This is a genomic window from Lysobacter sp. P5_B9, assembly GCF_054049835.1.
Genome location: NZ_JBFULP010000003.1, coordinates 1 through 26,018, shown reverse-complemented (window position 1 = coordinate 26,018; position 26,018 = coordinate 1). Strand labels below are relative to the sequence as shown.

The 26,018-nt window shown below is 67.4% G+C and carries 22 protein-coding genes, 1 rRNA gene and 1 pseudogene; 9 read left to right on the top strand and 15 right to left on the bottom strand.

Features of this window, described 5'->3' with window-relative positions; all coding sequences use genetic code 11:
• Positions 1 to 163: 163 nt before the first annotated feature.
• A complete protein-coding gene (locus ACXJJ9_RS07715) occupies positions 164 to 874 on the top strand; it encodes a response regulator transcription factor (protein ID WP_457096627.1) in 711 nt (236 codons plus the stop codon).
• Positions 864 to 2,156 (top strand): sensor histidine kinase, encoded by a 1,293-nt coding sequence (locus ACXJJ9_RS07710; protein WP_457096626.1) that lies wholly within the window; start codon positions 864 to 866, stop codon positions 2,154 to 2,156. The genes ACXJJ9_RS07715 and ACXJJ9_RS07710 overlap by 11 nt, the downstream gene beginning before the upstream one ends.
• A 21-nt stretch (positions 2,157 to 2,177) precedes the next feature.
• On the opposite strand, the gene ACXJJ9_RS07705 is transcribed toward ACXJJ9_RS07710, so the two are convergent.
• From ACXJJ9_RS07705 to ACXJJ9_RS07685, 5 genes are read right to left on the bottom strand one after another with little or no spacing between them, the layout of a single operon-like run.
• Entirely contained in the window at positions 2,178 to 3,470 is a 1,293-nt protein-coding gene (locus ACXJJ9_RS07705) for a Xaa-Pro dipeptidase (protein WP_457096625.1), read from the bottom strand.
• A gap of 39 nt (positions 3,471 to 3,509) precedes the next feature.
• Positions 3,510 to 4,439 carry a heme o synthase gene (gene cyoE / locus ACXJJ9_RS07700; protein ID WP_457096624.1) on the bottom strand — a complete coding sequence of 310 codons (930 nt, stop codon included), beginning with the start codon at positions 4,437 to 4,439 and terminating at the stop codon, positions 3,510 to 3,512.
• A gap of 4 nt (positions 4,440 to 4,443) precedes the next feature.
• A complete protein-coding gene (locus tag ACXJJ9_RS07695; RefSeq protein WP_457096623.1) occupies positions 4,444 to 5,613 on the bottom strand; it encodes a COX15/CtaA family protein in 1,170 nt (389 codons plus the stop codon).
• Between the two features lie 13 nt (positions 5,614 to 5,626).
• Positions 5,627 to 6,244, bottom strand: a complete 618-nt coding sequence (locus tag ACXJJ9_RS07690; protein ID WP_457096622.1) for a hypothetical protein — start codon at positions 6,242 to 6,244, stop codon at positions 5,627 to 5,629.
• Positions 6,231 to 7,004 (bottom strand): SURF1 family protein, encoded by a 774-nt coding sequence (locus ACXJJ9_RS07685; protein ID WP_457096621.1) that lies wholly within the window; start codon positions 7,002 to 7,004, stop codon positions 6,231 to 6,233. The genes ACXJJ9_RS07690 and ACXJJ9_RS07685 overlap by 14 nt, the downstream gene beginning before the upstream one ends.
• A 21-nt stretch (positions 7,005 to 7,025) precedes the next feature.
• Here ACXJJ9_RS07685 and ACXJJ9_RS07680 point away from each other — a divergent pair, with 21 nt between their 5' ends.
• Entirely contained in the window at positions 7,026 to 7,238 is a 213-nt protein-coding gene (locus ACXJJ9_RS07680) for a twin transmembrane helix small protein (protein ID WP_457096620.1), read from the top strand.
• Between the two features lie 112 nt (positions 7,239 to 7,350).
• Here ACXJJ9_RS07680 and ACXJJ9_RS07675 read toward each other — a convergent pair whose 3' ends face one another.
• The 5 genes from ACXJJ9_RS07675 to coxB are packed head-to-tail and all read right to left on the bottom strand — an operon-like array spanning position 7,351 to position 11,646.
• Positions 7,351 to 8,229, bottom strand: coding sequence for a cytochrome c oxidase subunit 3 (locus ACXJJ9_RS07675; RefSeq protein ID WP_457096619.1), 879 nt, complete (start codon positions 8,227 to 8,229; stop codon positions 7,351 to 7,353).
• A gap of 31 nt (positions 8,230 to 8,260) precedes the next feature.
• On the bottom strand, positions 8,261 to 8,854 hold the full coding sequence (locus ACXJJ9_RS07670; protein ID WP_457096618.1) for a cytochrome c oxidase assembly protein: 594 nt from the start codon (positions 8,852 to 8,854) through the stop codon (positions 8,261 to 8,263).
• Complete coding sequence (locus ACXJJ9_RS07665) at positions 8,851 to 8,985, bottom strand: hypothetical protein (RefSeq protein ID WP_457096617.1); 135 nt, start codon at positions 8,983 to 8,985, stop codon at positions 8,851 to 8,853. The genes ACXJJ9_RS07670 and ACXJJ9_RS07665 overlap by 4 nt, the downstream gene beginning before the upstream one ends.
• 19 nt (positions 8,986 to 9,004) lie before the next feature.
• Positions 9,005 to 10,633: a cytochrome c oxidase subunit I gene (ctaD, locus tag ACXJJ9_RS07660; RefSeq protein ID WP_457096616.1), complete on the bottom strand. Its 1,629-nt coding sequence runs from the start codon at positions 10,631 to 10,633 to the stop codon at positions 9,005 to 9,007.
• 26 nt (positions 10,634 to 10,659) lie between these two features.
• A complete protein-coding gene (gene coxB, locus ACXJJ9_RS07655; protein ID WP_457096936.1) occupies positions 10,660 to 11,646 on the bottom strand; it encodes a cytochrome c oxidase subunit II in 987 nt (328 codons plus the stop codon).
• Between the two features lie 477 nt (positions 11,647 to 12,123).
• Between coxB and putA the strand changes: the two genes are divergently transcribed.
• Entirely contained in the window at positions 12,124 to 15,288 is a 3,165-nt protein-coding gene (gene putA / locus ACXJJ9_RS07650; protein WP_457096935.1) for a bifunctional proline dehydrogenase/L-glutamate gamma-semialdehyde dehydrogenase PutA, read from the top strand.
• A gap of 82 nt (positions 15,289 to 15,370) precedes the next feature.
• On the opposite strand, the gene ACXJJ9_RS07645 is transcribed toward putA, so the two are convergent.
• Complete coding sequence (locus ACXJJ9_RS07645) at positions 15,371 to 16,792, bottom strand: OmpP1/FadL family transporter (RefSeq protein WP_457096615.1); 1,422 nt, start codon at positions 16,790 to 16,792, stop codon at positions 15,371 to 15,373.
• Positions 16,793 to 17,005: 213 nt separating this feature from the next.
• Here ACXJJ9_RS07645 and ACXJJ9_RS07640 point away from each other — a divergent pair, with 213 nt between their 5' ends.
• Positions 17,006 to 17,698: a rhomboid family intramembrane serine protease gene (locus ACXJJ9_RS07640; RefSeq protein ID WP_457096934.1), complete on the top strand. Its 693-nt coding sequence runs from the start codon at positions 17,006 to 17,008 to the stop codon at positions 17,696 to 17,698.
• 63 nt (positions 17,699 to 17,761) lie between these two features.
• The gene (locus ACXJJ9_RS07635) at positions 17,762 to 18,082 is read left to right on the top strand and encodes a DUF1820 family protein (protein ID WP_457096614.1); all 321 of its coding nucleotides are present in this window, start codon (positions 17,762 to 17,764) and stop codon (positions 18,080 to 18,082) included.
• A 97-nt stretch (positions 18,083 to 18,179) separates the two neighbouring features.
• Here the strand turns inward: ACXJJ9_RS07635 and ACXJJ9_RS07630 are convergent.
• From ACXJJ9_RS07630 to gpmI, 3 genes and pseudogenes are all read right to left on the bottom strand, one after another.
• A pseudogene (locus ACXJJ9_RS07630) lies at positions 18,180 to 19,463 on the bottom strand (S41 family peptidase); the annotation flags it as partial.
• A 141-nt stretch (positions 19,464 to 19,604) separates the two neighbouring features.
• Positions 19,605 to 20,834, bottom strand: a complete 1,230-nt coding sequence (locus tag ACXJJ9_RS07625; protein ID WP_457096613.1) for a murein hydrolase activator EnvC family protein — start codon at positions 20,832 to 20,834, stop codon at positions 19,605 to 19,607.
• On the bottom strand, positions 20,831 to 22,411 hold the full coding sequence (gpmI, locus tag ACXJJ9_RS07620) for a 2,3-bisphosphoglycerate-independent phosphoglycerate mutase (protein WP_457096612.1): 1,581 nt from the start codon (positions 22,409 to 22,411) through the stop codon (positions 20,831 to 20,833). Before gpmI ends, ACXJJ9_RS07625 begins: the two co-directional genes overlap by 4 nt.
• A 102-nt stretch (positions 22,412 to 22,513) precedes the next feature.
• On the opposite strand from gpmI, the gene ACXJJ9_RS07615 reads away from it, so the two are divergent.
• The 3 genes from ACXJJ9_RS07615 (at position 22,514) to ACXJJ9_RS07605 (ending at position 25,520) form a co-directional block, all read left to right on the top strand.
• Positions 22,514 to 23,182 (top strand): hypothetical protein, encoded by a 669-nt coding sequence (locus ACXJJ9_RS07615; protein WP_457096611.1) that lies wholly within the window; start codon positions 22,514 to 22,516, stop codon positions 23,180 to 23,182.
• A 128-nt stretch (positions 23,183 to 23,310) separates the two neighbouring features.
• Positions 23,311 to 25,044, top strand: a complete 1,734-nt coding sequence (locus ACXJJ9_RS07610; RefSeq protein WP_457096610.1) for a M28 family metallopeptidase — start codon at positions 23,311 to 23,313, stop codon at positions 25,042 to 25,044.
• Positions 25,045 to 25,121: 77 nt separating this feature from the next.
• Entirely contained in the window at positions 25,122 to 25,520 is a 399-nt protein-coding gene (locus ACXJJ9_RS07605; RefSeq protein WP_457096609.1) for an MAPEG family protein, read from the top strand.
• A gap of 304 nt (positions 25,521 to 25,824) precedes the next feature.
• Here ACXJJ9_RS07605 and rrf read toward each other — a convergent pair.
• Positions 25,825 to 25,937: ribosomal RNA gene (gene rrf / locus ACXJJ9_RS07600) — 5S ribosomal RNA — on the bottom strand.
• Positions 25,938 to 26,018 lie beyond the last annotated feature (81 nt).

The following is a 26,018-nucleotide window of genomic DNA, read 5'->3' as shown; positions in this document are numbered from 1 at the left end:
TTAAACGCCGTGCTCGCGTTCACGTTCCCGGCATTCAGCCCGCATTGGCACCCGCATTGGCGCCGCGCGCGCGGTGCTATCGTCGCCACGCTTCGCTGGCGTTCATACGCTCGCAAAGTGCCCGGCGCGAATCCGCGCCCGCCATACGAGGGAAGAGCGACGCATGCGCGTACTGGTCGTGGAGGACAACCGGAACCTGGTGGCGAACCTGTTCGAGTACTTCGAAGGTCGCGGCTACACGCTCGATGCCGCGCCCGACGGTCCCACCGGCCTGCATCTCGCGCTGTCCCAGGACTACGACGCGATCATCCTCGACTGGGTGCTGCCGCGCATGGACGGCCGCGAACTGCTCACGCGCCTGCGCGATGCGGGCCGGCAGGTGCCGGTGCTGATGCTCACCGCGCGCGTTGAACTCGACGACAAGGTCAGCAGCTTCCGTGGCGGCGCCGACGACTACCTCACCAAGCCATTCGACCTGCCCGAGCTGGAAGTGCGGATCGAGGCGCTGGCCGCGCGCGCGCGTGGCGGCCCCGGCCGTCGCGCCCTCCAGGTCGCCGACCTCAGGCTCGACCTCACCACCCTGGAAGCCACCCGCGGTGGACGCTCGCTGCACCTGTACCCCGCGGGCCGCAAGCTGCTCGAAATGCTGATGCAGGCGAGTCCGGCGGCCGTGCCACGCGAACGCCTCGAGCGCGGGTTGTGGGGCGACAGTCCGCCCGACGGCGACATGCTGCGCTCGCACGTGTACGAGTTGCGGCGCGCCGTCGATGGTCCCTTCGCGACCAAACTGATCCACACCCTGCCGCGCATGGGCTACCGGCTCGCGGTCCTTGAAGCGTCCGACACAGCGGACACCGCCGACGATGAGTGCTGACGCCGCAGCCGCCGCCCCCCGGCGCAACAGCCTGCGCCGCCGCATCCTGCTGGCCCTGCTCGGCTACGTCGTGCTGCTGTCGGTCGTGGTCATTGCCCAGGGCAACCTCGTGCACGAGCGCGCCGAGCGCCTGGTCTGGCGCACGATGCTCTCGTCCGAACTCGACCACACCGTCGAGCGCATGCACGACGACCCCGGCTATCGCTGGACCAATACCAACAACATGGCGCTCTACGACAGCCGCGACACGGCGGCGCTACCGCCTTCGCTGCGCGGCATCGGACCGGGCCTGCACGACGGAGTCATCATCGGCACCGACACCTATGTGGTGCTCGTGCGCGAAGTCGATGGCCGCGCGCTGATCCTCGCGCTCGACATCACGGACTTCGAGCGGCGCGAAGCGCACACCGCGGTGGGCGTGGTAGGCGCCTCGTTGCTCCTGATCGTAGTGCTGGGCCTGCTCGTGGCCTGGGCGACCAGCCGGATGGTGCGCCCGATCAGCCGGATGGCCGAACAGATCAGCCACCTGCGCCCGGGCCTGCCCGCGCAGCGCGTCGAGGTGCCCGACTCCGCCAGCTCCGAACTGCGCGTCATCGCCGATGCGCTCAACGACTACCTGCAGCGCAACCATCGCTTCGTCGAGCGCGAACGGGCGTTCATCGATACCGCCAGCCACGAGCTGCGAACTCCTATAGCGGTGATTTCCGGCGCTGCCGAACTGGCGCTGCAGCCGCACGATCTGCCGGCGAGCGCGCGCCACCAGCTCGCCCGCATCCGCCGCACCGCGCGCGATGTCGAGGAATTGATCTCACTGCTGCTGGTGCTGGCGAAGGATCCCGCGCGCCTGTCGCAGTCCAGCGATCGCGTCGCGCTCGACCGGCTGCTGCCGGAAATCATCGAGGACCATCGCCATCTCACCCGCGACAAGGCCCTGGACATCGCGTTCGTCCCCGCGCCCACGCACGAGGTGCTGGCGCCACTGCCGATCGTGCAGGCGGCGATCGGCAACCTGCTGCGCAACGCGATCGAGCACAGCGACCGCGGCGAGATCACGGTGCGGCTGCAGGCGCCTGCGACCGTGGTGATCGACGATCCCGGCCACGGCATGACGCCGGAGGAGATCAGCGCGATCTACGCCCGCATCGCCCGTGGCGGCGGCGAGCGCAGCGACGGCATCGGCATGGACCTGATCTCGCGCCTGTGCGAACACCTGGGCTGGCGCCTGAGCATCGCCTCGGACCACGGCAGCGGGACGACGACGACACTGACCTTCCCTGCCTGAGGCAAGGCGGCCGACGCCGCGTTACTTGCGCGCGTCCTTCACCACGTCGCCGCCCTTCATCACGAACGGCACCGACTCCAGCAGCGTCACGTCCGCGGTCGGGTCGCCCGGCACGGCGATCAGGTCGGCGAAGCGACCGGCTTCGATCACGCCGCGATCGTTGCGTCCCAGCGCTTCGGCCGCGTTCACCGTGGCCGCCTGGATCGCTTCGGCCGGCGTCATCCCGTACTTCACCATCCAGCGGAACTGCCTGGCGTTGTCGCCATGCGGATAGACGCCGGCGTCGCTGCCGAAGATCATCTTCGCGCCGGCGGCGTGCGCCTTGCGGAAGTTCTCGCGCTGCACGTCGGCGATCTCGCGATCCTTGCGCAGGTTGTCCTCGAGCACGCCGTTCTTCTTGCCTTCGGACTGCGTGTACTCGGTGTTGTAGATGTCCATCGACAGCCAGGCGCCGCGCTGCTTCGCCAGCTTGATGCCTTCGTCGTCGATCAGGCTGGCGTGCTCGATGGTGTCGACGCCGGCGCGGATCGCGGCCTTGATGCCGGCGGCGCCGTGCGCGTGCGCGGCCACCTTCATGTCGGCCATGTGCGCCTCGTCGACGACCGCCTCCATCTCCTCCAGCGTGAGCTGCTGCGCGCCCGGTTCGTCGCCGTGCGAGAACACGCCGCCGGTGGCGCAGATCTTGATCACCTGCGCGCCGTACTTGTGCAGCGTGCGCACGACCTTGCGCGCCTCCTCGGGGCTGTCGATGTTGTAGGCGCCTTTTTCGTCCATCGACGGCGGGAAGAAGGTCGAATCGCAATGCCCGCCGGTGGCACCGATGGCGTAGGTGGCTGTCACCACGCGCGGGCCGACCACCTTGCCCTCTTCGATGGCCTGGCGCAGGCCGACGTCGTTCCAGTCGCTGGCGCCGACGTTGCGCACGGTGGTGAAGCCGGCGAACAGCGTCTTCTGCGCATGCGGCACGGTCAGCACCGACCAGAACCGGTCGCCGTACTGCAGGCCGGTGTAGCCGCCGTAGCTGGGGTCGCTGTCGAGGTGCACGTGCATGTCGATCAGGCCCGGCAGCAGGGTCATGTCGCCGAGGTCGTAGCGCGGCATGTCCAGGCCGATGATGGCGGCGCCCGGGCCATGCGCGACCTGCTTGATGCGGCCGTCCTCGACCACGACGACGACGTTGTCGAGCATGCGGCCGCTGCGCACGTCGAGCATGTGCGCGGCCGACACGATGGCGTTGCCCTTGTCGGCTGCCTGCGCGGCGCCGAGCGGCAGCAGGCACAGGAGCGACAGCGCGAGGACGCGAATGGATGGCATGTTGAATTTTTCCCCTGGGTGGTGGAGCGCGGCCCGGCGTCAGCCGACCCGCTGCAGTTCGAACGGCGCTACCGGCTGCAGCCATGGCAGCAGCCAGTGGTCTACGAGCAGGAAGGCGAACAGGGCCATCAGGTAGACGATGGAATAGCTGAACACCTTCATCGCATACAGCTCGTCGGGCGGGTCCATCAGCTTCCATGCGTGCCAGATGAACATCGCGCCCAGCACCAGCGCCCCGCCGAGATAGAACCAGCCGCTCATGCCGGCGGCGAACGGCAGCACCGTCACCACGACGAGCAGCACGGTGTAGAACAGGATCTGCCAGCGCGTGTATTCGACCCCGTGCGTCACCGGCAGCATCGGCACCATCGCCTTGCGGTAGTCCTCGCGGCGGAAGATCGCCAGCGCCCAGAAATGCGGTGGCGTCCATACGAAGATGATCAGCACCAGCAGCAAGGCGTGCGGCCAGTCCCATTCGCCGCGCATGCCGGTGATCGAAGCCCAGCCCAGCAGCGGCGGCGCCGCGCCGGCGATGCCGCCGATCACGATGTTCTGCGGCGTGGCGCGCTTGAGGAACACGGTGTAGATCACCGCATAACCGATCAGTGAGGCAAAGGTGAGCAGGGCGGTCACGAGGTTGACCCACAGCACCAGCACCAGCATCGACAACGCCCCCAGGATCAGCGCGAACGCCAGGGCCTGGCGCGGGGTGATCTGGCCCGCGACGATCGGACGCCAGGAGGTGCGCGCCATCTTCGCGTCGATGCGCGCATCGAGCAGTTGGTTGATCGCCGCCGCGCTGGACGCCGCCAGCCAGATGCCGAGGAAGCCGAGCAGGCCGCGCCGGGCTTCCTCCAGCGTCGGCAGGCCGTCGATGGCCAGAAGCATGCCCACCAGCGCGGTGAACACGATCAGCGCGACGACGCGCGGCTTGGTCAGATCAAAGTACTGTCGCAGCGTGCCGCTCATGCGTTCAATGCTCCGGCGCGCGCAGGCGCGCGAGCAGCGACACCAGCACGAACAGCAGCAGTGCGGCGCCCGCGTTGTGCATGACGGCCACCTTCAGCGGCAGGCCGAGCTTGACGTTGGCGATGCCGAGCGCGACCTGCGCCAGCGCCAGCGTCGCCAGCAGCCCGCCCCAGCCGCGCATGCCCGGCGTGCGCAGCAGTTTCAGCGCCAGCCACAGCAGGTAAACGAGCACGACCAGCGCCATCGTCCGGTGCGCAAGCTGGATCGCGATGCGTGACTGGCCATCGAGGATGCCGCCTTCGTAGTCCACGCCGATGCCGCGCCAGAGCACGAAGCCCTCGCGGAAGTCGTGCGCCGGCCACCACTGGCCCACGCACTGCGGGAAGTCGTTGCCGCAGGCGAGCGCGGCGTAATTGGCGCTGGTCCAGCCGCCGAGCGCGATCTGCAACGCCAGCAGCACCAGGCCGAGGATCACCCAGCGCCGCATCGCCACGGCTTCGGCGAGCTGGATCGGCTGGCCGGTCGCGCGCCACGCCATCCAGGCCAGCAGCGAGAACGTGGTCAGGCCGCCCAGCAGATGGCCCATGACCACGATGGGCTTGAGCAGCCATGTCACCGTCCACATGCCCAGCAGGGCCTGGAAGATGATCACCGCCAGCGTAAGCACCGCGACTCGGCTCAGGTCGGTGTTGCTCCAGCGCCACGCCGCGACCAGCAGTATTGCCTCGCCCGCGATCGCCAGCAGTGATGCCGACGCATGCTGGCCCTGGATGTAGAGCGCCACTGCGACCGTCACCAGCACCGCCGCGAAGGCCACCTGCCAGACGCCGCGCGCGCGGCGGCGTGCCGCGAGCAGCGCCAGCGTCAGTACCAGCACGCCAAGCAGACCCGCGATCATGCGGTGCACCTGTTCGCGCCATGCCTTGTGGGTTTCGAACGGACGGATCGCGCTGGCGGCGTGTCCGCTCACGTCCTGTGCGACGGCCGGCCAGGTCGCGCGGCCATAGCAGGTCGGCCAGTCGGGGCAGCTCAGGCCCGCGTTCGACAGCCGCACGAACGCGCCGAACACGATCACGCCGAGCGCGAGCGCAACGGCGAGCCAGGCCAGGCGGTGGAAATGCCTGTAAACGGCAGGCTTATGGACGGCGGTCCGGAGTTTGGTCGGTGCACTCATGCGCGGTCTTGCCTTACTTCAGCTTCAGCAGCTTGGCCAGGTCGGAGCGCAGGTCGCCCGGATCGGAACCGGCAGCGTAGCGCAGAATCACGAAACCGTTCGGGTCGATCACGTACACCGGCACGCCACGGCCGCCCTTGAAGGCCACCGCATCGACGCGCGGCAATTGCGCGCGCAGGCCGGGGGACGGTTGCAGCAGGTGCAGGTTCGCGAGCGCCGGCGCGCCTGCGGGCAAGGCGCACGGCGTCGAGGCGCACAACCACAGCACATCGACACGCGTGGCTTCACCGCCGAGCAGTTCCCACACGACCTGGACGTCACGCACCGTCTTCGTGCATTCGATGCCGCAGTCGGCCGGCGGCGCGATCGCGATGCGCCACGTGCGGTCGATCGGATTCCATGCATAGGTGCCGCCATCGAGCAGTACCGGCTTGACCGCGCGCAGGTCGGCGGGCGGCTGCAGCAGTTCGCCCTTGTTCTTCATCCCGGCCGGGCGCCAGCCTGAAAAACGCAGCACGCCAGCGAAGATCAGGCTGCCGAAGAACAACGCGAAGATCGCCAGCAGCATCGTCCGGTTGCGGTTGCGGAGGTTGCGGTCCGGCGTCGCGGTGGAAGGATCAGGATTGTTCATTGCGGGCCTTGCGGAAGGTCAGGATGAGCGCCGTAGCCAGCACGGCGATGGCCAGTGCGAACCACTGCACGGAATAGCCGCGGTGGCGTTCCGGCGGCAGGGTGTTGGCGAGCAGCTGCAGGTCGCGCGTGTAGCCCCATGGCAGCGCCGGATCCAGGCGCAGCACGCGTGGCGCCAGCGGCGCCGGCAGCTTCAGGGTGCGCGACACCACGCCGGTATCGATGCGGGTCAACACCCAACCCTCGCCTTGCCGGGCAATGCCGCTGCCCAGCGCCAGTCCGGACGACGGCGGCGGCACCAGCAGGCCGCGGACATCGATGCGACCCGACGGCACCGTGATTGCCGGCATGGCGCGGTTGCCCGGCAGCGGCAACCAGCCCAGGTCGACCAGCAGCGGTGACGCTCCATCGGCCAGGAACACGCGGTACGCATGCACGCCGCTGCGGCCGTCGCGCTGCTGGTTGTCGAGCCAGAGCGGACCGCGGTTGTCGAAGCGGCCCGTGCCCACCGTCCAGTCATAGTCGTGGCGGCGCTCCGCGCTTGCCGCCCGCGCCAGCGGCACCGGTTCGCGTCGCGCCAGCACCTGCGCCACCGCGTCGAGCATGGCCTGCTTCTCGACCGCACGCTGCGCCTGCCACAGCCCGAGGCGCACGAACAGCGCGATCGCCAGCAGCGCCAGCATCCATCCGACCACGAGGTTGCGCCGGCGGCTCACGCGCGATTCCCCAGCGGCTGCGATAATGCGGCCGTGGGCGCGCATGCATCGCGCCGGAGCACCGTCGTGAAGACCCTGCTGATCATCGCCGTCCTGATCCTCATTCTCTGGAACCTCGGTGCCGGCCTCTATTACATGCTGGTCGACAAGGGCGAGGGCAAGCGCACGGTGAACGCGCTGACCCGCCGCATCGCCCTGTCCATCGCGCTGATCATCGGCGTCGTCATCGCCGCCAAGATGGGCTGGATCGAATTCCACGACATCGGCCGCAAACCGTAATCCCGCGTCGTTTGCCGTCGCGTCGTCGCGGCCGGCGCACTACTTCCGCCAAAAAAGCAAAAGGCCCGGGACCGCGGCTCTTCAGCCTCAGCCCGGGCCTTCTTGTGTCGCCTTACAGCACGTAGACGAACAGGAACAGGCCCAGCCACACCACGTCGACGAAGTGCCAGTACCAGGCCACCGCCTCGAAGGCGAAATGGTGTTCCTTGCTGAAGTGGCCCTTGGCGCAACGGAACCAGATGATCGCCAGCATGATCGTGCCGAGCGTGACGTGCGCGCCGTGGAAGCCGGTTAGCATGAAGAACGTCGAGCCGTAGATGCCCGAGCCCAGGGTCAGGTTGAAGTGCTTGTAGGCCTCGATGTATTCGGTGCCCTGGAAGTACAGGAACATCGCACCCAGCACCACGGTCGCACCGAGAAACAGCAGCAGCGTGCCGCGGTGGCCGGCCTTCAGCGCGTGGTGCGCGATGGTCACGGTCACGCCCGAGGACAGCAGGATCAGGGTGTTGAGCAGCGGCAGGCCCCAAGCCGGCACGGTCTCGAACGAACCACCCACGCCACCCGGACCATTGGTCGGCCAGCCGGCGGTGTAACCGTTCCAAAGCAGCGCATTGGTCATCACGCCGTCGCCTTCGCCCGAGAGCCACGGCAACGCGTACTGGCGCGCGTAGAACAGCGCACCGAAGAACGCGGCGAAGAACATCACCTCGGAGAAGATGAACCACACCATGCCCATGCGGAACGAGGTGTCGACCTGCTTGTTGTAGCTGCCCTTGATCGACTCGTGGATCACGTCGCGGAACCAGCAGAACAACACCGCGGCGACCATGGCGAGGCCGAAGAAGAACGTCGGCTTGCCGAAGCTGAGTTCATTGAACCAGCTGGCCAGGCCGACCATGGCGGTGAACAGCGCGATCGAGGCGATGAACGGCCAGCGGCTGCTGTGCGGCACGAAGTAGTGGTGGGTGTCCGTCGCGTGTGGCTGGGCCATGGCGGTGTTCCGTTGGGTACTGTTGCGAAAGTCAGGGCGCTGCGCGCGAACCGGCGGCGGTACCGGCCAGCTTCGCGGTCAACGTGTCGTTCTTGAAGAAGGTGTAGGACAGCGTGATCGTCGTTACATCGGATGGCAGGTTCGGATCGACGATGAAGCGCACGGGCATGTCGCGCGTTTCGCCGGCCTGCAGCGTCTGTGCGGTGAAGCAGAAGCACTCGGTCTTGGCGAAATAGCCCGACGCGCGCGCCGGCGCCACCGAAGGCACCGCGCTGCCGACGATGGCCCGCGTGCTGGTGTTGGTGGCCTTGTAAGTCGCCCGGTACTGCTCGCCCGGATGCACCGTCATGGTCAGCTGGTTGGGCGCGAACTGCCACGGCAGCTTGGAATTCACGCCACCGTCGAACTGCACGGTGACGATGCGCGCGTTCGCCCGCTTCGCGTTGGCCACGCCCGTAGCGGCCGTGCGCTCCAGGCGGATGCCCAGCACCTTCTCGCAGGCGATGCGGTACAGCGGAATCAGGCTGAAACTGAAAGCGAAAGCCGCGATCGCGACCAGCACCATCCGGGTGATGCCGCTGGTCGGCTTGCGCGCATGCGCGGCGTTGTCCGGGCCTGCGTTCACTTCGACAGCCCCACCAGGGCGATGAAGCCCGCGTACACCACGACCGCGATCACCGCGATCCACAGCGCCATGCGACGCGCGCGCTTGCGGCGCACGTCGATGTCGTTCTGGGAGAGTTGCGGCGCGGTCATGGCAGTGCTTCGGCTCCGCTTAGTGCGTGATGTCGCCGTGGGCGAGGTCGCCGTCGCGGATCACCGGCGGCACGGTGAAGGTGTGGTGCGGCGCCGGGCTGGCGACGGTCCACTCCAGGCCACGGGCCGACGGCCAGGCGCGGGCTTCAGCCTTGACGCCGGCAACCTTCGAGCGCCACAGGATGAAGGCCATCATGAACGGCGTCAGGAACATGCCGAACGCACCGATCGAGCTGACCATGTTCCAGTCCGCGAACACGACGTTGTAGTCCGGGATGCGGCGCGGCATGCCGGCCAGGCCGAGGAAGTGCTGCGGGAAGAACAGCAGGTTGACGAACACCATCGTCCACCAGAAATGGACCTTGGCCATCGTCTCGTTGACCATGCGGCCGGTCCACTTCGGCCACCAGTAGTACACGCCGGCGATGATGCCGAACAGCGCGCCGGTCACCAGCACGTAATGGAAGTGGGCGACGACGAAGTAGGTGTCGTGGTACTGGAAGTCCGCCGGCACGATGGCGAGCATCAGGCCGGAGAAGCCGCCGATGGTGAACAGGATCACGAAGGCGATCGCCCACAGCATCGGCGATTCGAACGAGATCGAGCCGCGCCACATCGTGGTGACCCAGTTGAACACCTTCACGCCGGTCGGCACCGCGATCAGCATCGTCGCGAACATGAAGTAGATCTCGCCACCGAGCGGCATGCCGACGGTGAACATGTGGTGCGCCCACACGATGAACGAGAGGAAGGCAATCGACGCGGTGGCGTACACCATGGCCTGGTAGCCGAACAGCGGCTTGCGGCTGAAGGTCGGGATGATCTCGGAAGCCACGCCGAAGGCGGGCAGGATCATGATGTAGACCTCGGGGTGTCCGAAGAACCAGAAGATGTGCTGGAACATCACCGGGTCACCGCCACCGGCGGCATTGAAGAACGAAGTGCCGGCGTATTTGTCGGTCAGCAGCATCGTCACCGCGCCGGCGAGCACCGGCATCACCGCGATCAGCAGGAACGCCGTGATCAGCCAGGTCCAGCAGAAGATCGGCATCTTCAGCAGGTCCACGCCCGGGGCGCGCATGTTGAGGATGGTGGCGATGATGTTGATCGCGCCCATGATCGAGCTGATGCCCATCATGTGGATGGCGAAGATCGCGAAGGACACGTTGTTGCCCTGCAACGACAGCGGCGGATACAGCGTCCAGCCACCGGCGGGCGCGCCACCCGGCAGGAGCAGCGTCATCAGCAGCAGGGAGAAGGCGAACGGCAGGATCCAGAACGACCAGTTGTTCATGCGCGGCAGCGCCATGTCCGGCGCGCCGATCTGCAGCGGCACCATCCAGTTGGCCAGGCCGACGAAGGCCGGCATCACCCCACCGAAGATCATCACCAGCGCATGCATGGTGGTCATCTGGTTGAAGAACTCGGGATTGACGAACTGCAGGCCCGGCTTCATCAGCTCGGCACGGATCACCACCGACATCGCCGCGCCGATGAGGAACATGACGAAGCTGAAGATCAGGTACAGCGTGCCAATGTCTTTATGGTTGGTCGAGAAGAACCAGCGCTCGATGAAGCCCTGCTTGTGATCGTGGGCGTGGTCATCGTGGTGCACTTGGGGGTGCGCGGCTTCGTAATGCGTCGACATGGTCGTGCCTCGGTAACTCGTTCGGATCAGCCGGCAACCGCGGCAGCGGCGGGGGCGTCGGTGGCGGGCGCAGCTTCGGCAGGAGCAGCTTCGGCAGGTGCGGCTTCGGCGGGAGCGGGCTCAGCCGGCGCCGGCGCAGCCGGGGCGGGAGCCGCCGCGGGAGCGTTCTTCGCCTTCTGTTCGGCCAGCCACGCGGTGTATTCGGCCTTCGGCAGCACGCGCACGACGATCGGCATGAAGCCGTGGTCCTTGCCGCACAGCTCGGCGCACTGGCCGCGGTACACGCCCGGCTCGGCTACTTCGGCCCAGGCTTCGTTGACGATGCCCGGGATGGCGTCCTGCTTCCAGCCCAGCGCCGGCACCCACCAGGCGTGGATGACGTCGTCGGCGGTGATCACGAAGCGGACCTTGGTCCCGGCCGGCAGCACCAGGGCGTTGTCGACGTCGAGCAGGTAGTTCGGATGATTGGCGGTACGCGCATCCACCTTGCTCTGGCGGATCTCGTCGCTCTTGCGGTCGAGGCGGCTGGTGAAGCTGACGCCTTCGCCGAGGTACTCGTACTTCCACATCCACTGGAAGCCGGTGACCTTGATGGTCATCTGCGATTCGCGGGTGTCGTACATGTTGATCAGCTTGCTGGTGGCCGGGAACGCCATCAGCACCAGCAGCACGATCGGGATCACCGTCCAGATGATTTCCAGCTTGGTGCTGTGGGTGAAGTCCTTGTCCGGCACCGCGCCCTTGGAATGGCGGAACTTGAACATGGCGACGAACATGGCACCGAACACCAGGATGCCGATCGCCACGCAGATCCACAGCGACAGCATGTGCGCCTCATAGGCGTTGTGCGCCAGCGGACTGGCACCCTCGCCCATGTTGAGCTGCCAACGGTGTGGCGCGTTGGACCATTTGTCGCTGGCGGCCTGTGCGAAGGCGAGCAGCGGTGCGGCCATCGCGGCGGCGCCCATTGCCCACTTCCCCACGGTCCCAAGCTTGCTACGACCGGCTTTCATCAGTTCGAGCCCCGAAAAGATCAGTTGATTCATGTGTCGCTCCGCGGGCTGCCTGATCGGCCCTGCTTCGGCTGGCGAAGCAGCGCCGGCTCCGGCGGGGAGCCGCGCGGAACAAGGTGGCTGGCGGGTTCGGACCGGGATCGTCGGATCGGCTCGGGCCGGAACCCATCACGCCGGAGGCCTGCCCAAACGTGGGCGGCGGCTTCGCGGACGCTACGGAATAACTGCGAAATGGTAGCGGCCGGACCGCTGCGGGGCAACCGCCGCGGCCGCCGCGATGCATGGCAATGCGCGGGAAAAACGGCAAATCCGGCACAAAACCAACCTGTTCACATGACGATGTTTGCTGACCAGGCCCAGCGCGCGCCGGTGCGCAAGCCCTAAACTATGGGGCTCCCCACCGCTGCCGCGGACCCGATGAACCCATCCTCCACCGCCGCTGTCCCGGCGGGCGCCGATTCGCCCGTACAGGACGCCATGATCCGCCCCGAACTCCCCGCCCCGCCGCCCGGCCCGCGTGCCGCGATCACCGCCGGCTGGGTGCGCGACGAGGCCGCCCACGTCCGCCATCTGCTCGAACTGGCCCGCCTGCCCGACGCCGACCGGATCGCCGCGCAGGCGACCGCCGCCGATCTGGTCCGCCGCGTCCGCGCGCGGGCCCAGGACCAGGGCGCGATCGAGGCCTTCATGCGCCAGTACGACCTCGGCAGCGAGGAAGGCGTACTGCTGATGTGCGTGGCCGAGGCGCTGCTGCGCATCCCCGACCAGGACACCGCCGACAAGCTGATCCGCGACAAGCTCGGCGACGCGGACTGGAAGAAGCACATGGGCCAGTCCGACTCGGTGCTGGTCAACGCCTCGACCTGGGGCCTGATGCTGACCGGCCACCTGGTCGACCTTGCCGACGAAACCAAGCGCGACGTGCACGGCGCCTTCAAGCGCCTGCTCGGCCGCGTCGGCGAACCCGTCATCCGCCTCGCCGTGCGCCAGGCGATGAAGATCATGGGCCACCAGTTCGTCATGGGCCGCACCATCGGCGAAGCGCTGGCGCGTTCGCTCAAGGGCGACAACGCCAACTACCGCTATTCGTTCGACATGCTCGGCGAGGGCGCGCTGACCACCAAGGACGCACTGCGCTACCTGCAGGCCTATCGCGACGCGATCCATGCCATCGGCAAGAGCGGTAACTACAAGGGCCGCGAAGTCTTCGGCGTGCCGTCGATCTCGGTGAAGCTGTCCGCGCTGCATCCGCGCTACGAGCACGCCAAGCGCGAACGCGTCTTCAAGGAACTCAACCCGCGCGTGCTGGAACTGGCGCAGCTGGCCAAGTCCTACGGCATCGGCTTCACCATCGATGCCGAGGAAGCCGACCGCCTCGAACTCTCCCTCGACGTGATCGCCGCGGTCTACGCGGACGAATCGCTCGCGGACTGGGAAGGTTACGGTCTCGCCATCCAGGCCTACCAGAAGCGTGCACCGCAAGTGATCGACTTCATTGCCGACCTCGCACGCAGGCACGGTCGCCGCATTCCGGTGCGCCTGGTCAAGGGCGCGTACTGGGACAGCGAAGTGAAACGTGCGCAGGTCGACGGCCAGCTTGGCTATCCGGTGTTCACGCGCAAGCCGAACACCGACGTCTCCTACCTCGCCAACGCGCGCAGGATGCTGGAAGCGACGGATGCGATCTACCCGATGTTCGCCACCCACAACGCGCAGACGATCGCCACGATCCACCAGCGCGCCAAGGCGATGGGCCGCGCGAATCGCTTCGAGTTCCAGAAGCTGCACGGCATGGGCGACGACCTCTACGCCGAGGTCATTCCCGCCGATCGCCTCGACGTGCCCTGCCGCGTGTACGCGCCGGTGGGCTCGCACGAGGACCTGCTGCCGTACCTGGTGCGCCGCCTGCTCGAGAACGGCGCCAATTCCAGCTTCGTCAACCGCATCACCGACGAGGACATCGCCATCGATGACCTCATCCACGATCCGGTCGCCACCGTGTCCGCATTCGAATCCATCGCGCACCCGCGCATCCCGCAGCCGGTCGATGTGTACCGCAGCTACGGCATTGACAGGAGCAATTCCATGGGCGTGAACCTCGCCAACGACGACCAGCTGCGCACGCTCGCCGAGCAGGTCAATGCCGCCGCCAAGGACAACTGGCGCGCCTCGCCGCTGGTGCCGGGCGCATCGGTCGTCGGCCCGAACATCGCCGTCACCAACCCCGCCGACCGCCGCGAGACCGTCGGCCAGTGGCAGGCCGCCGACAGCGCGACCGTCGAGCTGGCGCTGAAGAACGCGGTGGCCGCGCACGAGGCGTGGAACACCACGCCGGCCGCCTCGCGCGCCGCGATCCTCGAGCACGCCGCCAACCTGCTCGAGCAGCGCATGCCGCAGTACATCGCGCTGTGCACCAAGGAAGCCGGCAAGACCATTCCCGACGGCGTCGCCGAGGTGCGCGAAGCGGTCGACTTCCTGCGCTACTACGCGGCGCAGGCGCGCGCGCTGTTCAAGCCCGAGGCGCTGCCCGGCCCGACCGGCGAATCCAATACCCTGCAGCTGTCGGGCCGTGGCGTGTTCGTGTGCATCTCGCCGTGGAACTTCCCGCTGGCGATCTTCCTCGGCCAGGTGTCCGCCGCGCTGGCCGCCGGCAACAGCGTGCTCGCCAAGCCGGCCGAGCAGACCAACCTGATCGGCTACTACGCGGTGAAGCTGCTGCACGAAGCCGGCGTGCCCGAAGCGGTCGTGCAGTTCCTGCCCGGCGACGGCGCCACCGTCGGCGCGGCACTGACCCGCGACCCGCGCGTGGCCGGCGTCGCCTTCACCGGCTCGACCGACACCGCCCGCGCGATCAATCGCGCACTGGCCGCACGCGACGCCGCGATTGGTGTGCTGATCGCCGAGACCGGTGGCCAGAACGCGCTGATCGCCGATTCGTCGTCGCTGCCGGAACAGGTGGTGAAGGACGCGATCTCCTCCGCCTTCACCTCCGCCGGCCAGCGCTGCTCCGCCGCGCGCGTGCTGTTCGTGCAGGAAGACATCGCCGACAAGGTCAGCACGATGCTGGCCGGCGCGATGAACGAGCTGAAGATCGGCAATCCCGGCCTGCTGTCGACCGACGTCGGCCCGGTGATCGACGAGGACGCCTTGAAAATGCTCAAGGACCATGCCGCGCGCATGGACACCGAAGCGAAGAAGATCGGTGAAGTCGCGCTCGATGACGACGCCGCGCATGGCAGCTTCTTCGCGCCGCGCGCGTACGCGATCAACTCGATCGACGTGCTGCACAAGGAGATCTTCGGCCCGGTATTGCACGTGGTGCGCTGGAAGTCGGACCAGCTCGATGCCGTGATCGATGCGATCAACGCCACCGGTTATGGCCTGACGCTCGGCATCCATTCGCGCATCGACGAGACCGTCGAGAAGATCGCCTCGCGCATCAAGGTCGGCAACTGCTACGTCAATCGCAACCAGATCGGTGCCGTGGTCGGCGTGCAGCCGTTCGGCGGGCAGAACCTGTCCGGCACCGGCCCCAAGGCCGGTGGCCCGCATTACCTGCCGCGCTTCACCACCGAGAAGACCATCACCATCAACACCACGGCGGCCGGTGGGAACGCCTCGCTGCTGACGCTCGGCGACTGATCCAGCTGCCCCGCCGGCAACAAAAAAGCCCCGCCGAAGCGGGGCTTTTTCTTGTCGCGTGGTGCCGGAGAACGCGGCGCGCTTAGAACTGGTACTGCGCCGAAACGCCGAACAGGTTCGCGTAGCCGTCGAACGAGCCGACCAGGTGCGAGTTGCTCGACGAGCGGATATCGATGTCCGAAGTGTCGATCTCGATGCGCTGGTACGCCGCATCCACGCTGAAGGCATCCGACACGTGCCAGGTGAAGCCGATCGAATACAGCATGCGATCGTTGTCGGGCAGGCGCGGGGTGCGCGTCTCGATGTGGGTCGGGGTTTCGTCCATGGTCACGCCGCCGCGCAGGGTGAAGGCGTCACTGAGGTCCCATTCGGCGCCGAGCGCGTACATCTCGGTGTCCTTCCAGGAGAAGTCCTCGACCGTGTTCGGCTGGAACGGATTGACGTAGTCGATGTTGATGCTGCGCAGCGAGCTCCAGTCGGTGAACTGCGCATCGGCCATCACGCGGATGCTGTCGCTGAAATCGTACTGGACGCTGATGGTGTCCAGGCTCGGGGTCGTCAGCGGGGCGCTGATCTTGCTGTTGACGAAGCCATTGCCCAGGACCAGCAGCTGCGGGATCAGCGCGCGGCGCGGATCGGTGGCCGGCAGGCGCGCGTACGCGGCCGCCGTGGCGCGGTAGACGGACTGCGCGGCCTGGAACTGCGCCGGCGTGGTGAACTCGACGTCGCCTTCGAGCTCGGTGTCGATTTCCGAACGGTGCGAGTAGCCGATCGACAGCTGGTCGGTGGGCTGCCATTGCATGCCGGCCACCCAGCCGAAGCCGTTGTCGTCGCCGGACACTTCGGCAAAACCGTCGAAGCCCTGCGGCACGCCGCCCGCTGCCGGCGGAAGACCGGTGCCGGCCATGATGGTGCCGAAGTCGACCGCGTTCGACAGGGTCACGTCGGCGCGTTCGTAGATGAAGCCGAGGCCGACCGAGAAGCGGTCGTGCACCTTGAGCGCGGCCGACAGGGTGAAGTCGACCGTCTTGAGGTCCGACTTGACGGCGTTGTAGCGGCCAACCCAGTCACGGTCGTATTCGGTCTTCAGGCCGAACGGCGCACCGATGCTGGCGCCGAAGGTCAGGCCTTCCAGCGCACCGTGCATCGGGAACACCGCGGCCAGGTTCGGCACGGTCGCCGGCTCGCCCGGGTCGCCGCCATCACCGCCCGTGAGCGGGGTACCGGCACCGGAGGTGCCGCCGCCGTCGAAGCCGAAAGACACGTCGATGACGGTCACGTCGGCCTGCACGGTGTTCTTGTCCAGGTTCACCATCGCCGCCGGGTTGTTGCTGACCACCGAGGCGTCGTCGCGGGCGGTGGCCACGCCGGCCTGGCCACGGCCGAGGTTCTTGACGCTGGTCTCGCGCAGCTGGAAGCCGCTCGCCTGGGCCTGGCCCATCGCCAGCACGCCGGCAATGCCAAGCGCCAACGCGCTGAAAGTGGTGCGATTTACATGATTCATGTGTGTACTCTCTCCGATGGACTTCGTGTTTTAAGTCTTCTTCTTGGTCGTCTGCGCGGCGCCGGCCAGGCCGTTGCCGTCACGCGCCGAGACCCCTCCCGACGTACGACACCGTATGCACTATAGCGTGGGCATTAACCGGATGCTAACAATCCAAGGTGGTATCCGAAACCGGCTGCAAAGGGGTTCCGGAGCCCCCACCCGGGCATGAGCGTGTTCGTTTCGCTGCCCTCCCGGCAGAAGGCGCCGCGACGCTGGGCGGTGCCGTTGTTGTTCGTGCTGCTGTGGGCCTGTTTCCTCGCCTTCACTGTCCTGCCCGACCCCCAGCAGCAACGGCTGATGCTGGACTGGGGCGCGTTGTCGGGCGGGTTGGCGGCGCCTTCGGAATGGATGGCGTCGCTGCGCGATGGCCGCATGCTGCGTCTGTTCACCGCGCTGTTCCTACATGCGGACTGGGCCCACCTGCTCGGCAACCTGGTGTTCCTGCTGATCTTCGGGTTGTCGGCGGAGCGCGCGATGGGGCCGTGGCGCCTGCTGGCGTTGTTCCTGCTCGGCGGCGCCGTCGCCAACCTCGCCGCGGCCGTGGCCATCGGCACGCCGGACCGCCTGATCATCGGTGCCAGCGGCGCGGTGTCGGCCCTGATCGGCGCCTACCTGGCCTTGTTCCCCGGCGCCAAGCTGGGCGTGGTGGTGCCGCTGGGACTGTTCCTGCAATTCGTGAAGGTGCCGGCGGCGCTGCTGATCGGGGTATGGGCGCTGCTGCAGTTGGTGTTCACCTTCATCGGCCCGGCGTTCGGTGCGGTGGCGTGGTCGGCGCACCTGGCGGGCTTTGCGTTCGGCGGCGTGTTCGCGCTGATCGCCAAGGCCGGCATCGCACGGCGGATGCGGCGCAAGCGCGGGTACTGAGCGGCACCTTGCAGACGCCACCGCCTGGCCTCATCTAAAGCGAGCACTCCCCGAGGCGCAGCGATGGCCAAGACGCTCTACAAGATCACCTTCCTCAACGCCGGCAAGATCTACGAGCTGTATGCGCGCAAGGTCGGCGCGGGCACCTTGTGGGGCTTTACCGAAGTATCCGAACTCGTCTTCGACATGCACGACGGCGTGGTGATCGACCCGACCGAAGAACGCCTGCGCGACGAATTCGGCGACACGCGCGTGCTGCACCTGCCCATGCAGTGCATCGTCCGCATCGAGGAAGTCGAGAAGAAAGGCCAGTCCGCGATCCGTGACGCGGCCACCGGCGAGAAGGTGGTCACACCGTTCCCGCTGCCGGTGAAGCCGCGCTGACAACGCGACCGCGATAGCCTTCCCCGCAACATGCGCGGGGAAACCGCGCGAACGCGCTTGCGTACCGCGCCGCGCTTCAACCCTTCGGCGGCGCCGGCTTCGCCGCCACCGGCGGCTTCTTCAACTCGTTCAGCGCCGCGGTGATCGGTCCGTCGCCCTCCAGCACCTCGCCGGCGTTGGTGCCGGGGGCGTCGTCCTCGTCGCCACGCAGGTGGCCACGCAGGCTGGCTTCGGTGTAGTCGGGCTTGCCGCCGTTCTGCGCGTCCTTGGCCGGGTGCAATTCCACGTCGGGCACGATGCCCAGCGCCTGGATCGACTTGCCACTCGGGGTGAAATAACGCGCCGTGGTGAGCTTGACGGAATCGCCGTTATCCAGCGGCAACACGGTCTGCACCGAGCCCTTGCCGAAGGTGCGGCTGCCGACGATGCGGGCACGCTTGTTATCGTGCAGCGCACCGGCGAGCACTTCCGACGCGCTCGCCGAACCCGCGTCCACCAGCACCACCGCCGGCGCGGCACCGCTGCGGTCACCCGGGGTCGCGCTGAATTCGGCGTCGCTGATCGGCACGCGGCCGCGCGTACTGACGATCTTGCCCTTCTCCAGCAGGCTGTCCGCGATCTGTACTGCGGAGGTCAGCAGTCCACCAGGGTTGCTGCGCAGGTCGATGACCAGGCCACGCAGCTTGCCGCCCGCCTGCTCGCGCAGCTTGTCGAGCTGGCGATCGAAATCGGCAGCGGTATCGGCCTGGAACGAGGCGATGCGCAGGTAGCCGTAACCGGGTTCGAGCATGCGGCTCTTCACGCTGACGATGCGGATCGTCTCGCGCGTGAGGGTGACGTCGAAGGACTTGGGCTTGTCCTCGCGCACCAGGGTGAGCGTGACCTTGCTGCCGGGTTCGCCACGCAACGGACCCGAGGTGTCGCCTTCGTCGGGCTTGAAGGGCTTGCCGTCGATGGCGGTGATGATGTCGCCGGCCTTGATGCCGGCGCGTGCGGCCGGCGTGTCGTCGATCGGCGCGATCACGCGCAGGGTGCCATCGGGCTGACGCTGCAGCTCCACGCCGACGCCGCTGTAGGAACCGCGCGAGGCCTCGTCGAATTCCTCGGCCGCATCGTGTTCCATGTAGACACTGTGCGGATCGAGGTCGAACAGCAGCCCGCGGATCGCCGATTGCATCAGCGTCTTGTCGTCGACCGGCTCGACGTAGGCTTCCTTCACCGCGTTGTAGACCGCGACGTAGCGACGGATCTCGGCCAGCGGCACCTTGGAGGCACTGGTCGCCTCGGCATCGGGCGCTTCGATCGAAGCAGGATCCTGGTCCTGCGCGAAAACGGGCGTGGCAAGCAGGGCGAGCGCGAGCGGAACTAGGCGCAGGTGCATGGTGCGACTCCGGGGAACGACATTGCGTTGGACCGCGGCGCGCGAAACGGGTTCACTCGCCGGGCGGCTTCGATTATGGGCGCAACGCGCCGGTCCGCGGCAAAGGAATCATTAAGTAGGCGGCGCCGCTTCGCGCCCGGTTCAGCGCAGCCAGGTGCTGGGATTGACCGGTTGGCCGTTGCGACGCAGCTCGAAATAGAGCGCCGGCCGGCCATGGCCGCCTGAACTGCCCACCGTGGCCACCGCATCGCCGCGCTTCACCGTCGCACCCACGTCCTTGAGCAGGGCGTCGTTGTGCGCGTACAGGCTCATGTAGCCGCCGCCGTGATCGATGATCAGCAACAGGCCATACCCCGTCATCCATTCGGCGTACACGACGGTGCCGTCGGCGACGGCCTTGATCGGAGCGCCCGCATTCGCGGCGATCAGCAGTCCCTGGCTGCCGCGGCCATCGGGCATGGTGCCGCCGAAGCCAGCCAGCAGCGATCCCGACAACGGCCATCCCAGTCCGCCGACCTGCAGTTTCGGCGCCATCGCAACCACGGGCGGACGCGGCGCGACGTGGTTGGTGTTGCCGGCGTTGCGCCTGGCGTCGCGCGCGGCCTTCGCGGCCGCGGCGCGGCGCTCGGATTCGGCGCGCGCCGCGGCGGCGCGCAGTTGGGCGAGCAGTTGCTCGAGGCCCTTCGCGTCGCGCCCCAGGGCCTGCTCGCGTTCGCGCCGGTCCTGGTACTTCTCCTCCAGTTGCACGAGCAGCGCGGCCCGCGATTTGCGGTCCAGTTCGAGTTGGCCGAGTTGTTGGCGTTGCTGTTTGCGCGTGCGGTCGAGTTCGTCCTGGCGGGCGACGATGGCCGCTTCAAGGGCGTCGATTTCCTGCAGTTGCGAACCCAGTTCGGCAATGCGGCGGGCCCGGTCGCTCTGCACGTAGCGCTGATAGGTCAACACCCGGCTGGCATCGGCGACGCGGTCCTGTGACAGCAGCGCCTGCAACGGCGCGGCCTCGCCCTGCGCGTAGGTGGCACGCAGCAGGCGCGCCAGATCCTCGCGTCGCGAGCCCAGCGTGGACTGCAGCGCGGCGCGCTGCTGCTGCAACTGGGCCAGTGATTGCTGGTCGCGCATCAGGCGGGTTTCGGTTTCGCGCAGCACGCGGTTGGAGTGACCGACCTTTTCATCGGCGGTGCGCAGCTGCCGGCTCACGTCACCACGCTGGCCTTCGATCTGGCGGCGTTCGGCCGCAACCTGCTTGAGTTCGCGCTTGACGGTTTCCAGCTTGCGCTCGGTCTCGCCCTTCACCGGTGCATCCTGCGCGACGGCGGGCACGGCGAGCGCCGCCAGCAGCAAAGCGAAGGCGATGGCGGGAACGCGTGCGCTCATCCGGCCAGCGTGCTCTCGGCCTGTGCCGCGCTGGCGAAAGTGTCCTCGATCAGCAGGCTCGCACCGGTCATCTCGGCGGGCCTGGGCAAATCCAGCAGGTCGAGGATGGTCGGCGCTACATCGCGCAGCGCACCGCCGCTGCGCAGCGTCGCCATGCGCGGTCCCGCGTACACGAACGGCACCGGCCCCACCGTGTGCGAGGTGTGTGGTTGGCCGGTCTCCGGGTCGCGCATCATCTCGACGTTGCCATGGTCGGCAGTCAGCAACAAGGCGCCACCGACTTCGTGCACGGCCGCGGCTATCGCGCCGATGGCGATATCCACCGCTTCGGCGGCCTGGATCGCCGCGGCGAGGATGCCGCTGTGGCCGACCATGTCGGGGTTGGCGATGTTGCAGATGGCGACGTCGATATCGCCGGAGCGGATCGCCGCCACGAGCCTGGCGGTGACTTCCGGGCAGCTCATTTCCGGCTGCAGGTCGTAGGTCGCGACCTTCGGGCTCGGCACCAGCACGCGCGTCTCGCCCTCGTACGGATCCTCGCGGCCGCCGCTGAAGAAGAAGGTCACGTGTGCGTACTTCTCGGTTTCGGCGATGCGCAGCTGCTTCATGCCGTGGGCGGCCAGCACTTCGCCCAGCGTGTTGCGCAGGTCGTCCGGCGCGAAGGCGACCGGGGCGGGCAACCTGGCGTCGTATTCGGTGAGGCAGACGAACCGCGACAGCGCGGGCCGGCGCGCCGCGAAACCGTCGAACGCCGGCGACACGAACGCCGCGGTGAGCTGGCGGGCGCGGTCGGCGCGGAAGTTCATGAACACCATCGCATCGCCGTCGCGCACGGTGGCGCCGGCGCCGATCACGGTCGGGGCGACGAATTCATCGTTCTCGCCGCGCGCGTAGGCGTCGCGCAGCGCAGTGAGCGCATCGCCAGCGACGTGCTCCGCCGAGGCCTCGACGATGGCATCCCATGCCCGCCGTTGCCGGTCCCAGCGCTTGTCGCGATCCATCGCGTAGTAGCGGCCGCTGACCGTGGCGATGCGGGCGTTGCCAGCCCGCGCGCACGCAGCTTCGAGCAACTCCAGGCTCGGCTGCGCCGACCGCGGCGGCATGTCGCGGCCATCGAGGAAGGCGTGCACGGCGACCTGCGGCACACCTTCGCGCCGGGCCAGTTCGAGCATCGCGAAGATGTGGTTCTCGTGGCTGTGCACGCCACCGGGGGAGAGCAGGCCCATGAGATGGAGCGTGCCGTTGCCCGCCTTCGCGGCGGCACAGGCGGCGCGCAGTTCGGCATTGCTGAAGAAGCTGCCGTCCTCGATGGCTGCATCGATGCGGGTGAGGTCCTGATAGACGATCCGACCGGCGCCGAGATTCATGTGCCCGACTTCGGAGTTGCCCATCTGCCCGTCCGGCAGGCCGACGAAGCGGCCCTCGGTGTGGATCAGCGTATGCGGGTTGCCAGCCAGCAGGGCGTGCCAGTTCGGCAGCGTCGCCTGCGCGAGGGCGTTGTCGGCCGGGTCTTCGCGGTGGCCCCAGCCGTCGAGGATGAGCAGTACGACGGGCTTGGGACGCGGATTCGGCGGCACGGGGGCTTCCGGTGACTTCGGGCAGGGGCAAATTGTAGCGGAGCCGGTTAAACCTGCTTCCCTGCGCCCGCATCCAACCCCGCAATCCCAATGGAGTCCGCCATGAAACGCACCCGCCTCGCCCTCGCCCTGGTGCTCGCCTGCGCCGTCGTCTCCGCCCACGCCGCCGATCGCGACGTGTCCAAGGTCAATGGCGGCATCCATGTCGAAGACGGTGAGCGTTATGGCTCGCTGGACACCGTCAATGGCGGCATCCACATCGGCGCCAACGCGCGCGTCGCCAGCGCCGAAACCGTGAACGGCGGCATCGAAGTCGGAGAGAGCACCCAGACCGGTAACTTGGAGACCGTCAACGGCGGCATCCAGGTCGACGAACACGTGACCATCACCGGCGGCGTCAGCACCGTCAACGGCGGCATCTTCGTCGGCCGCGGCGGCAAGGTCGGYGGCACCGTGGAAACCGTGAACGGCGCGATCGGCCTGGTCGGCACCGAAGTCAGCGGCGGCATCGACACCGTCAACGGCGATGTCACCGTCGGCGTGGGCTCGCACGTGCACGGTGGGCTGCACTACGGCAAGCAGAGCAAGCCGTTCTTCAGCATGGGCAAGCCCCGCATCCCGCGCGTGATCATCGGCCCGGATGCACAGGTCGACGGACCGCTGCGGTTCGAGCGCGAAGTCGTGCTCTACGTCCACTCCAGCGCCTGGACCGGCGCGATCACCGGCGCCACGGCGATCCGCTTCGACACGCCGCAGCCGCCGGAACAGTAAGAGCGCGGGTGTCCATGCGGGTCGGTCCCGCCTGGCACCCGCGGCAGCGCCCGATACCGGCAATGTCGGCACGGCCAGCCTCGGCGGGCCGTGCCTAGAATGGGATCTCGACCGGGTCCGGAGATCCCATGAAGCGTCCCCTTCTTCCCTGCCTGCTGGGCGCGGTGCTGGTGGCCGCGTGCAAGCCGCCGGCGCCTGCCACGGACACCGGCGCCGCGACCTCCGATCGTGCCGACCAGGGCGCCTCGTTCAACCCCGCCATTACCGCGGACGATTTCGCGCGGCACGTGCGCACCCTGGCCTCGGACGAATTCGCGGGTCGCGGCCCGGGCAGCGTGGGCGAGGAGAGGTCCGTCGCCTATATCGAGGCGCAGTTCCGGCGCCTGGGCCTCAAGCCCGGCAACGGCGACAGCTATTTCCAGACCGTGCCGATGGTGGAAACCAGCGCGGACGAGAACGTGGTGATGAAGCTGGATGTCGCCGGCAAGGCGCGCGAACTGAAATTCGGCACCGACATGGTCGTGGGCACGCGCACGGCGCGGCCGCAGGTGCAGCTGGATGGCAGCGACCTTGTCTTCGTCGGATATGGCGTCAATGCGCCCGAGCAGCACTGGAACGACTACGCCGGCGTCGACGTCAAGGGCAAGACGGTGGTGATGCTGGTCAACGACCCCGGCTTCCACCAGCAGGATCCGTCCCTGTTCGAGGGCAAGCGGATGACCTATTACGGGCGCTGGACTTACAAGTTCGAGGAAGCCGCGCGGCAGGGCGCGGCGGCCGCATTGATCATCCACGACACCGAAGGCGCGGCTTACGGTTGGGAAGTGGTGAAGAATTCTTGGAGCGGCGCGCAGTTCGACCTGCGCGCGGCCGACGATCCGGCGCCGCGGCTGCAGGTGCAGGGCTGGCTCAACGGCGAGGCGGCGCGCTCGCTGTTTGCATCCCTCGGCCAGGATCTCGACGCGCTGTATGCGGCGGCGGGCAAACGCGGCTTCAGGGCGATTCCGCTCGATGCCAAGGTCTCCCTCGACCTGAAAAGCCGGATCAGCGAAAAGTCCTCACGCAATGTGATCGCCCGACTGGACGGAGCCAAGCGGCCCGACGAGGCCGTCGTCTACATGGCGCACTGGGATCACCTGGGCAATCACGCGCACGAAGCCGACGAGCATGGCGGCACGGTGCCCGCGGCGGGGACCGACGACACCATCTATAACGGCGCGGTCGACAACGCGACGGGCGTGGCGGGCATCCTCGAGATCGCCGAGGCGTTCGTCCACCAGCAACCACGACCGGACCGTTCGCTGGTATTCCTGTCGGTGACCCTTGAGGAATCCGGGCTGCTCGGTTCGCGCTATTACGTGGCCCACCCCGTCGTACCGCTGGCGAAGACCGTGGCGGTCATCAACCTGGATGCCATGCCGGTGATCGGCAAGGCCCGCGACATGACCGTCGTAGGGTTCGGCAGCTCGCAATTGGAAGACATCCTGCGGCCGATCGCGCGTGAGCAGGGACGGACCCTGCATGCCGAGGCGACGCCGGAGGATGGGTTCTACTTCCGTTCCGACCACTTCAACTTTGCCCGCGCGGGCGTGCCCGCGCTGTATGCCAAGGGCGGCGACGACCTGGTCGCAGGCGGCACCGCCGCTGGTCGTCAGGCACAGATCGACTACCGCGATCATCGCTATCACAAGCCTTCGGACGAGTACGATCCGTCATGGCAGCTCGATGGCGTGATGCAGGATCTGGAAGCGCTGTATGGCGCGGGGCGTGTGCTCGCCGGCAGCGACCAGTGGCCCGCATGGTACGAAGGCAACGCCTTCCTGTCGGCGCAGCAGAAGTTGCGGACGGGCGACGCCCGGTAGCGGCTCGATCCCAGGCGACCCGTCGCCTCGCCGGTTGTGGGGTAGGCTGCGGCGGTCTACCCGGGGGAGAAAGCGCAATGAGCCTGGCCATCGCCTACTGGTGCGTGCTGATCGCCGCACTGCTACCTTACCTCTGGGTGTCAGTCGCCAAGGCCAGCGGCGAACGCTACGACAACCGCGACCCCCGGGGCTGGACCGCGCGCCAGACCAATCCGCGCGTGCATCGCGCCAATGCGGCGCAGCTCAATGGCTACGAGGCTTTCGCGCCATTCGCGGCAGGCATCGTGCTGGCGCAACTCGCCGGCGTGGCGGCCGACAGGATTGCCTTGCTGGCAGTGCTGTTCGTCGTATTCCGCATCCTGCATGGCCTCGTTTACGTGGCTGGCTGGAAGCACAGCCTGCGCAGCCTGGCGTGGTTCGTCGCCTTCGCCTGTGTCGTGGTTCTGTACGTGCAGGCGGCGTTGCAGGTCGCCTAGAGCAAACCTGACAGTCGAAGACCCGGCGATTCCAGCAATGCGATCTGCTCAAGGGTCAAAGCCCGTGACAGGCTAAGGGTGCCGAGTCGTGGGCAACGATTGGCGACGCCTGGAGTGCGATTGCCGGCCGATTCACGCCAACTCCCTGCTTCGATGGATCATGCTGCCACTTGGCGTCCGGCGCTTCGGCATTAACCCATACTAACCTCCATCGCTTAAGTGATTAAGTCTGGCGAGGTAGTCACTCGGTTTTTCCCACGCAAAGAAGAAGCCCCGGTCTTTTGGACCGGGGCTTCGGATAAATGCTCAGCAATGACCTACTCTTGCATGCGGATGCACACTACCATCGGCGCGGTTGCGTTTCACTTCCGTGTTCGGGATGGGAACGGGTGGTGCCACAACGCTATTGTCACTGAGCAAGCTGGTGAAGCGGCGCTGTAGCGCCTGCTTGCATGGGATGGGAATTGTAGCAAGTTGGTCCTGGAAGGTCACGACGTC

Bases quoted from the DNA above. Each gene is read 5' to 3' on its own strand.
- cyoE (WP_457096624.1), bottom strand. From the start codon at position 4,439: ATGAGCGGCACGCTGCGACAGTACTTTGATCTGACCAAGCCGCGCGTC.
- ACXJJ9_RS07710 (WP_457096626.1), top strand. From the start codon at position 864: ATGAGTGCTGACGCCGCAGCCGCCGCCCCCCGGCGCAACAGCCTGCGC.
- coxB (WP_457096936.1), bottom strand. From the start codon at position 11,646: ATGAAAGCCGGTCGTAGCAAGCTTGGGACCGTGGGGAAGTGGGCAATG.
- ACXJJ9_RS07625 (WP_457096613.1), bottom strand. From the start codon at position 20,834: ATGAGCGCACGCGTTCCCGCCATCGCCTTCGCTTTGCTGCTGGCGGCG.
- ACXJJ9_RS07645 (WP_457096615.1), bottom strand. From the start codon at position 16,792: ATGAATCATGTAAATCGCACCACTTTCAGCGCGTTGGCGCTTGGCATT.
- ACXJJ9_RS07715 (WP_457096627.1), top strand. From the start codon at position 164: ATGCGCGTACTGGTCGTGGAGGACAACCGGAACCTGGTGGCGAACCTG.
- ACXJJ9_RS07705 (WP_457096625.1), bottom strand. From the start codon at position 3,470: ATGCCATCCATTCGCGTCCTCGCGCTGTCGCTCCTGTGCCTGCTGCCG.
- ACXJJ9_RS07685 (WP_457096621.1), bottom strand. From the start codon at position 7,004: ATGCGCGCCCACGGCCGCATTATCGCAGCCGCTGGGGAATCGCGCGTG.
- ACXJJ9_RS07605 (WP_457096609.1), top strand. From the start codon at position 25,122: ATGAGCCTGGCCATCGCCTACTGGTGCGTGCTGATCGCCGCACTGCTA.
- ctaD (WP_457096616.1), bottom strand. From the start codon at position 10,633: ATGTCGACGCATTACGAAGCCGCGCACCCCCAAGTGCACCACGATGAC.
- ACXJJ9_RS07665 (WP_457096617.1), bottom strand. From the start codon at position 8,985: ATGACCGCGCCGCAACTCTCCCAGAACGACATCGACGTGCGCCGCAAG.
- ACXJJ9_RS07610 (WP_457096610.1), top strand. From the start codon at position 23,311: ATGAAGCGTCCCCTTCTTCCCTGCCTGCTGGGCGCGGTGCTGGTGGCC.
- ACXJJ9_RS07635 (WP_457096614.1), top strand. From the start codon at position 17,762: ATGGCCAAGACGCTCTACAAGATCACCTTCCTCAACGCCGGCAAGATC.
- ACXJJ9_RS07675 (WP_457096619.1), bottom strand. From the start codon at position 8,229: ATGGCCCAGCCACACGCGACGGACACCCACCACTACTTCGTGCCGCAC.
- ACXJJ9_RS07690 (WP_457096622.1), bottom strand. From the start codon at position 6,244: ATGAACAATCCTGATCCTTCCACCGCGACGCCGGACCGCAACCTCCGC.
- ACXJJ9_RS07695 (WP_457096623.1), bottom strand. From the start codon at position 5,613: ATGAGTGCACCGACCAAACTCCGGACCGCCGTCCATAAGCCTGCCGTT.
- putA (WP_457096935.1), top strand. From the start codon at position 12,124: ATGATCCGCCCCGAACTCCCCGCCCCGCCGCCCGGCCCGCGTGCCGCG.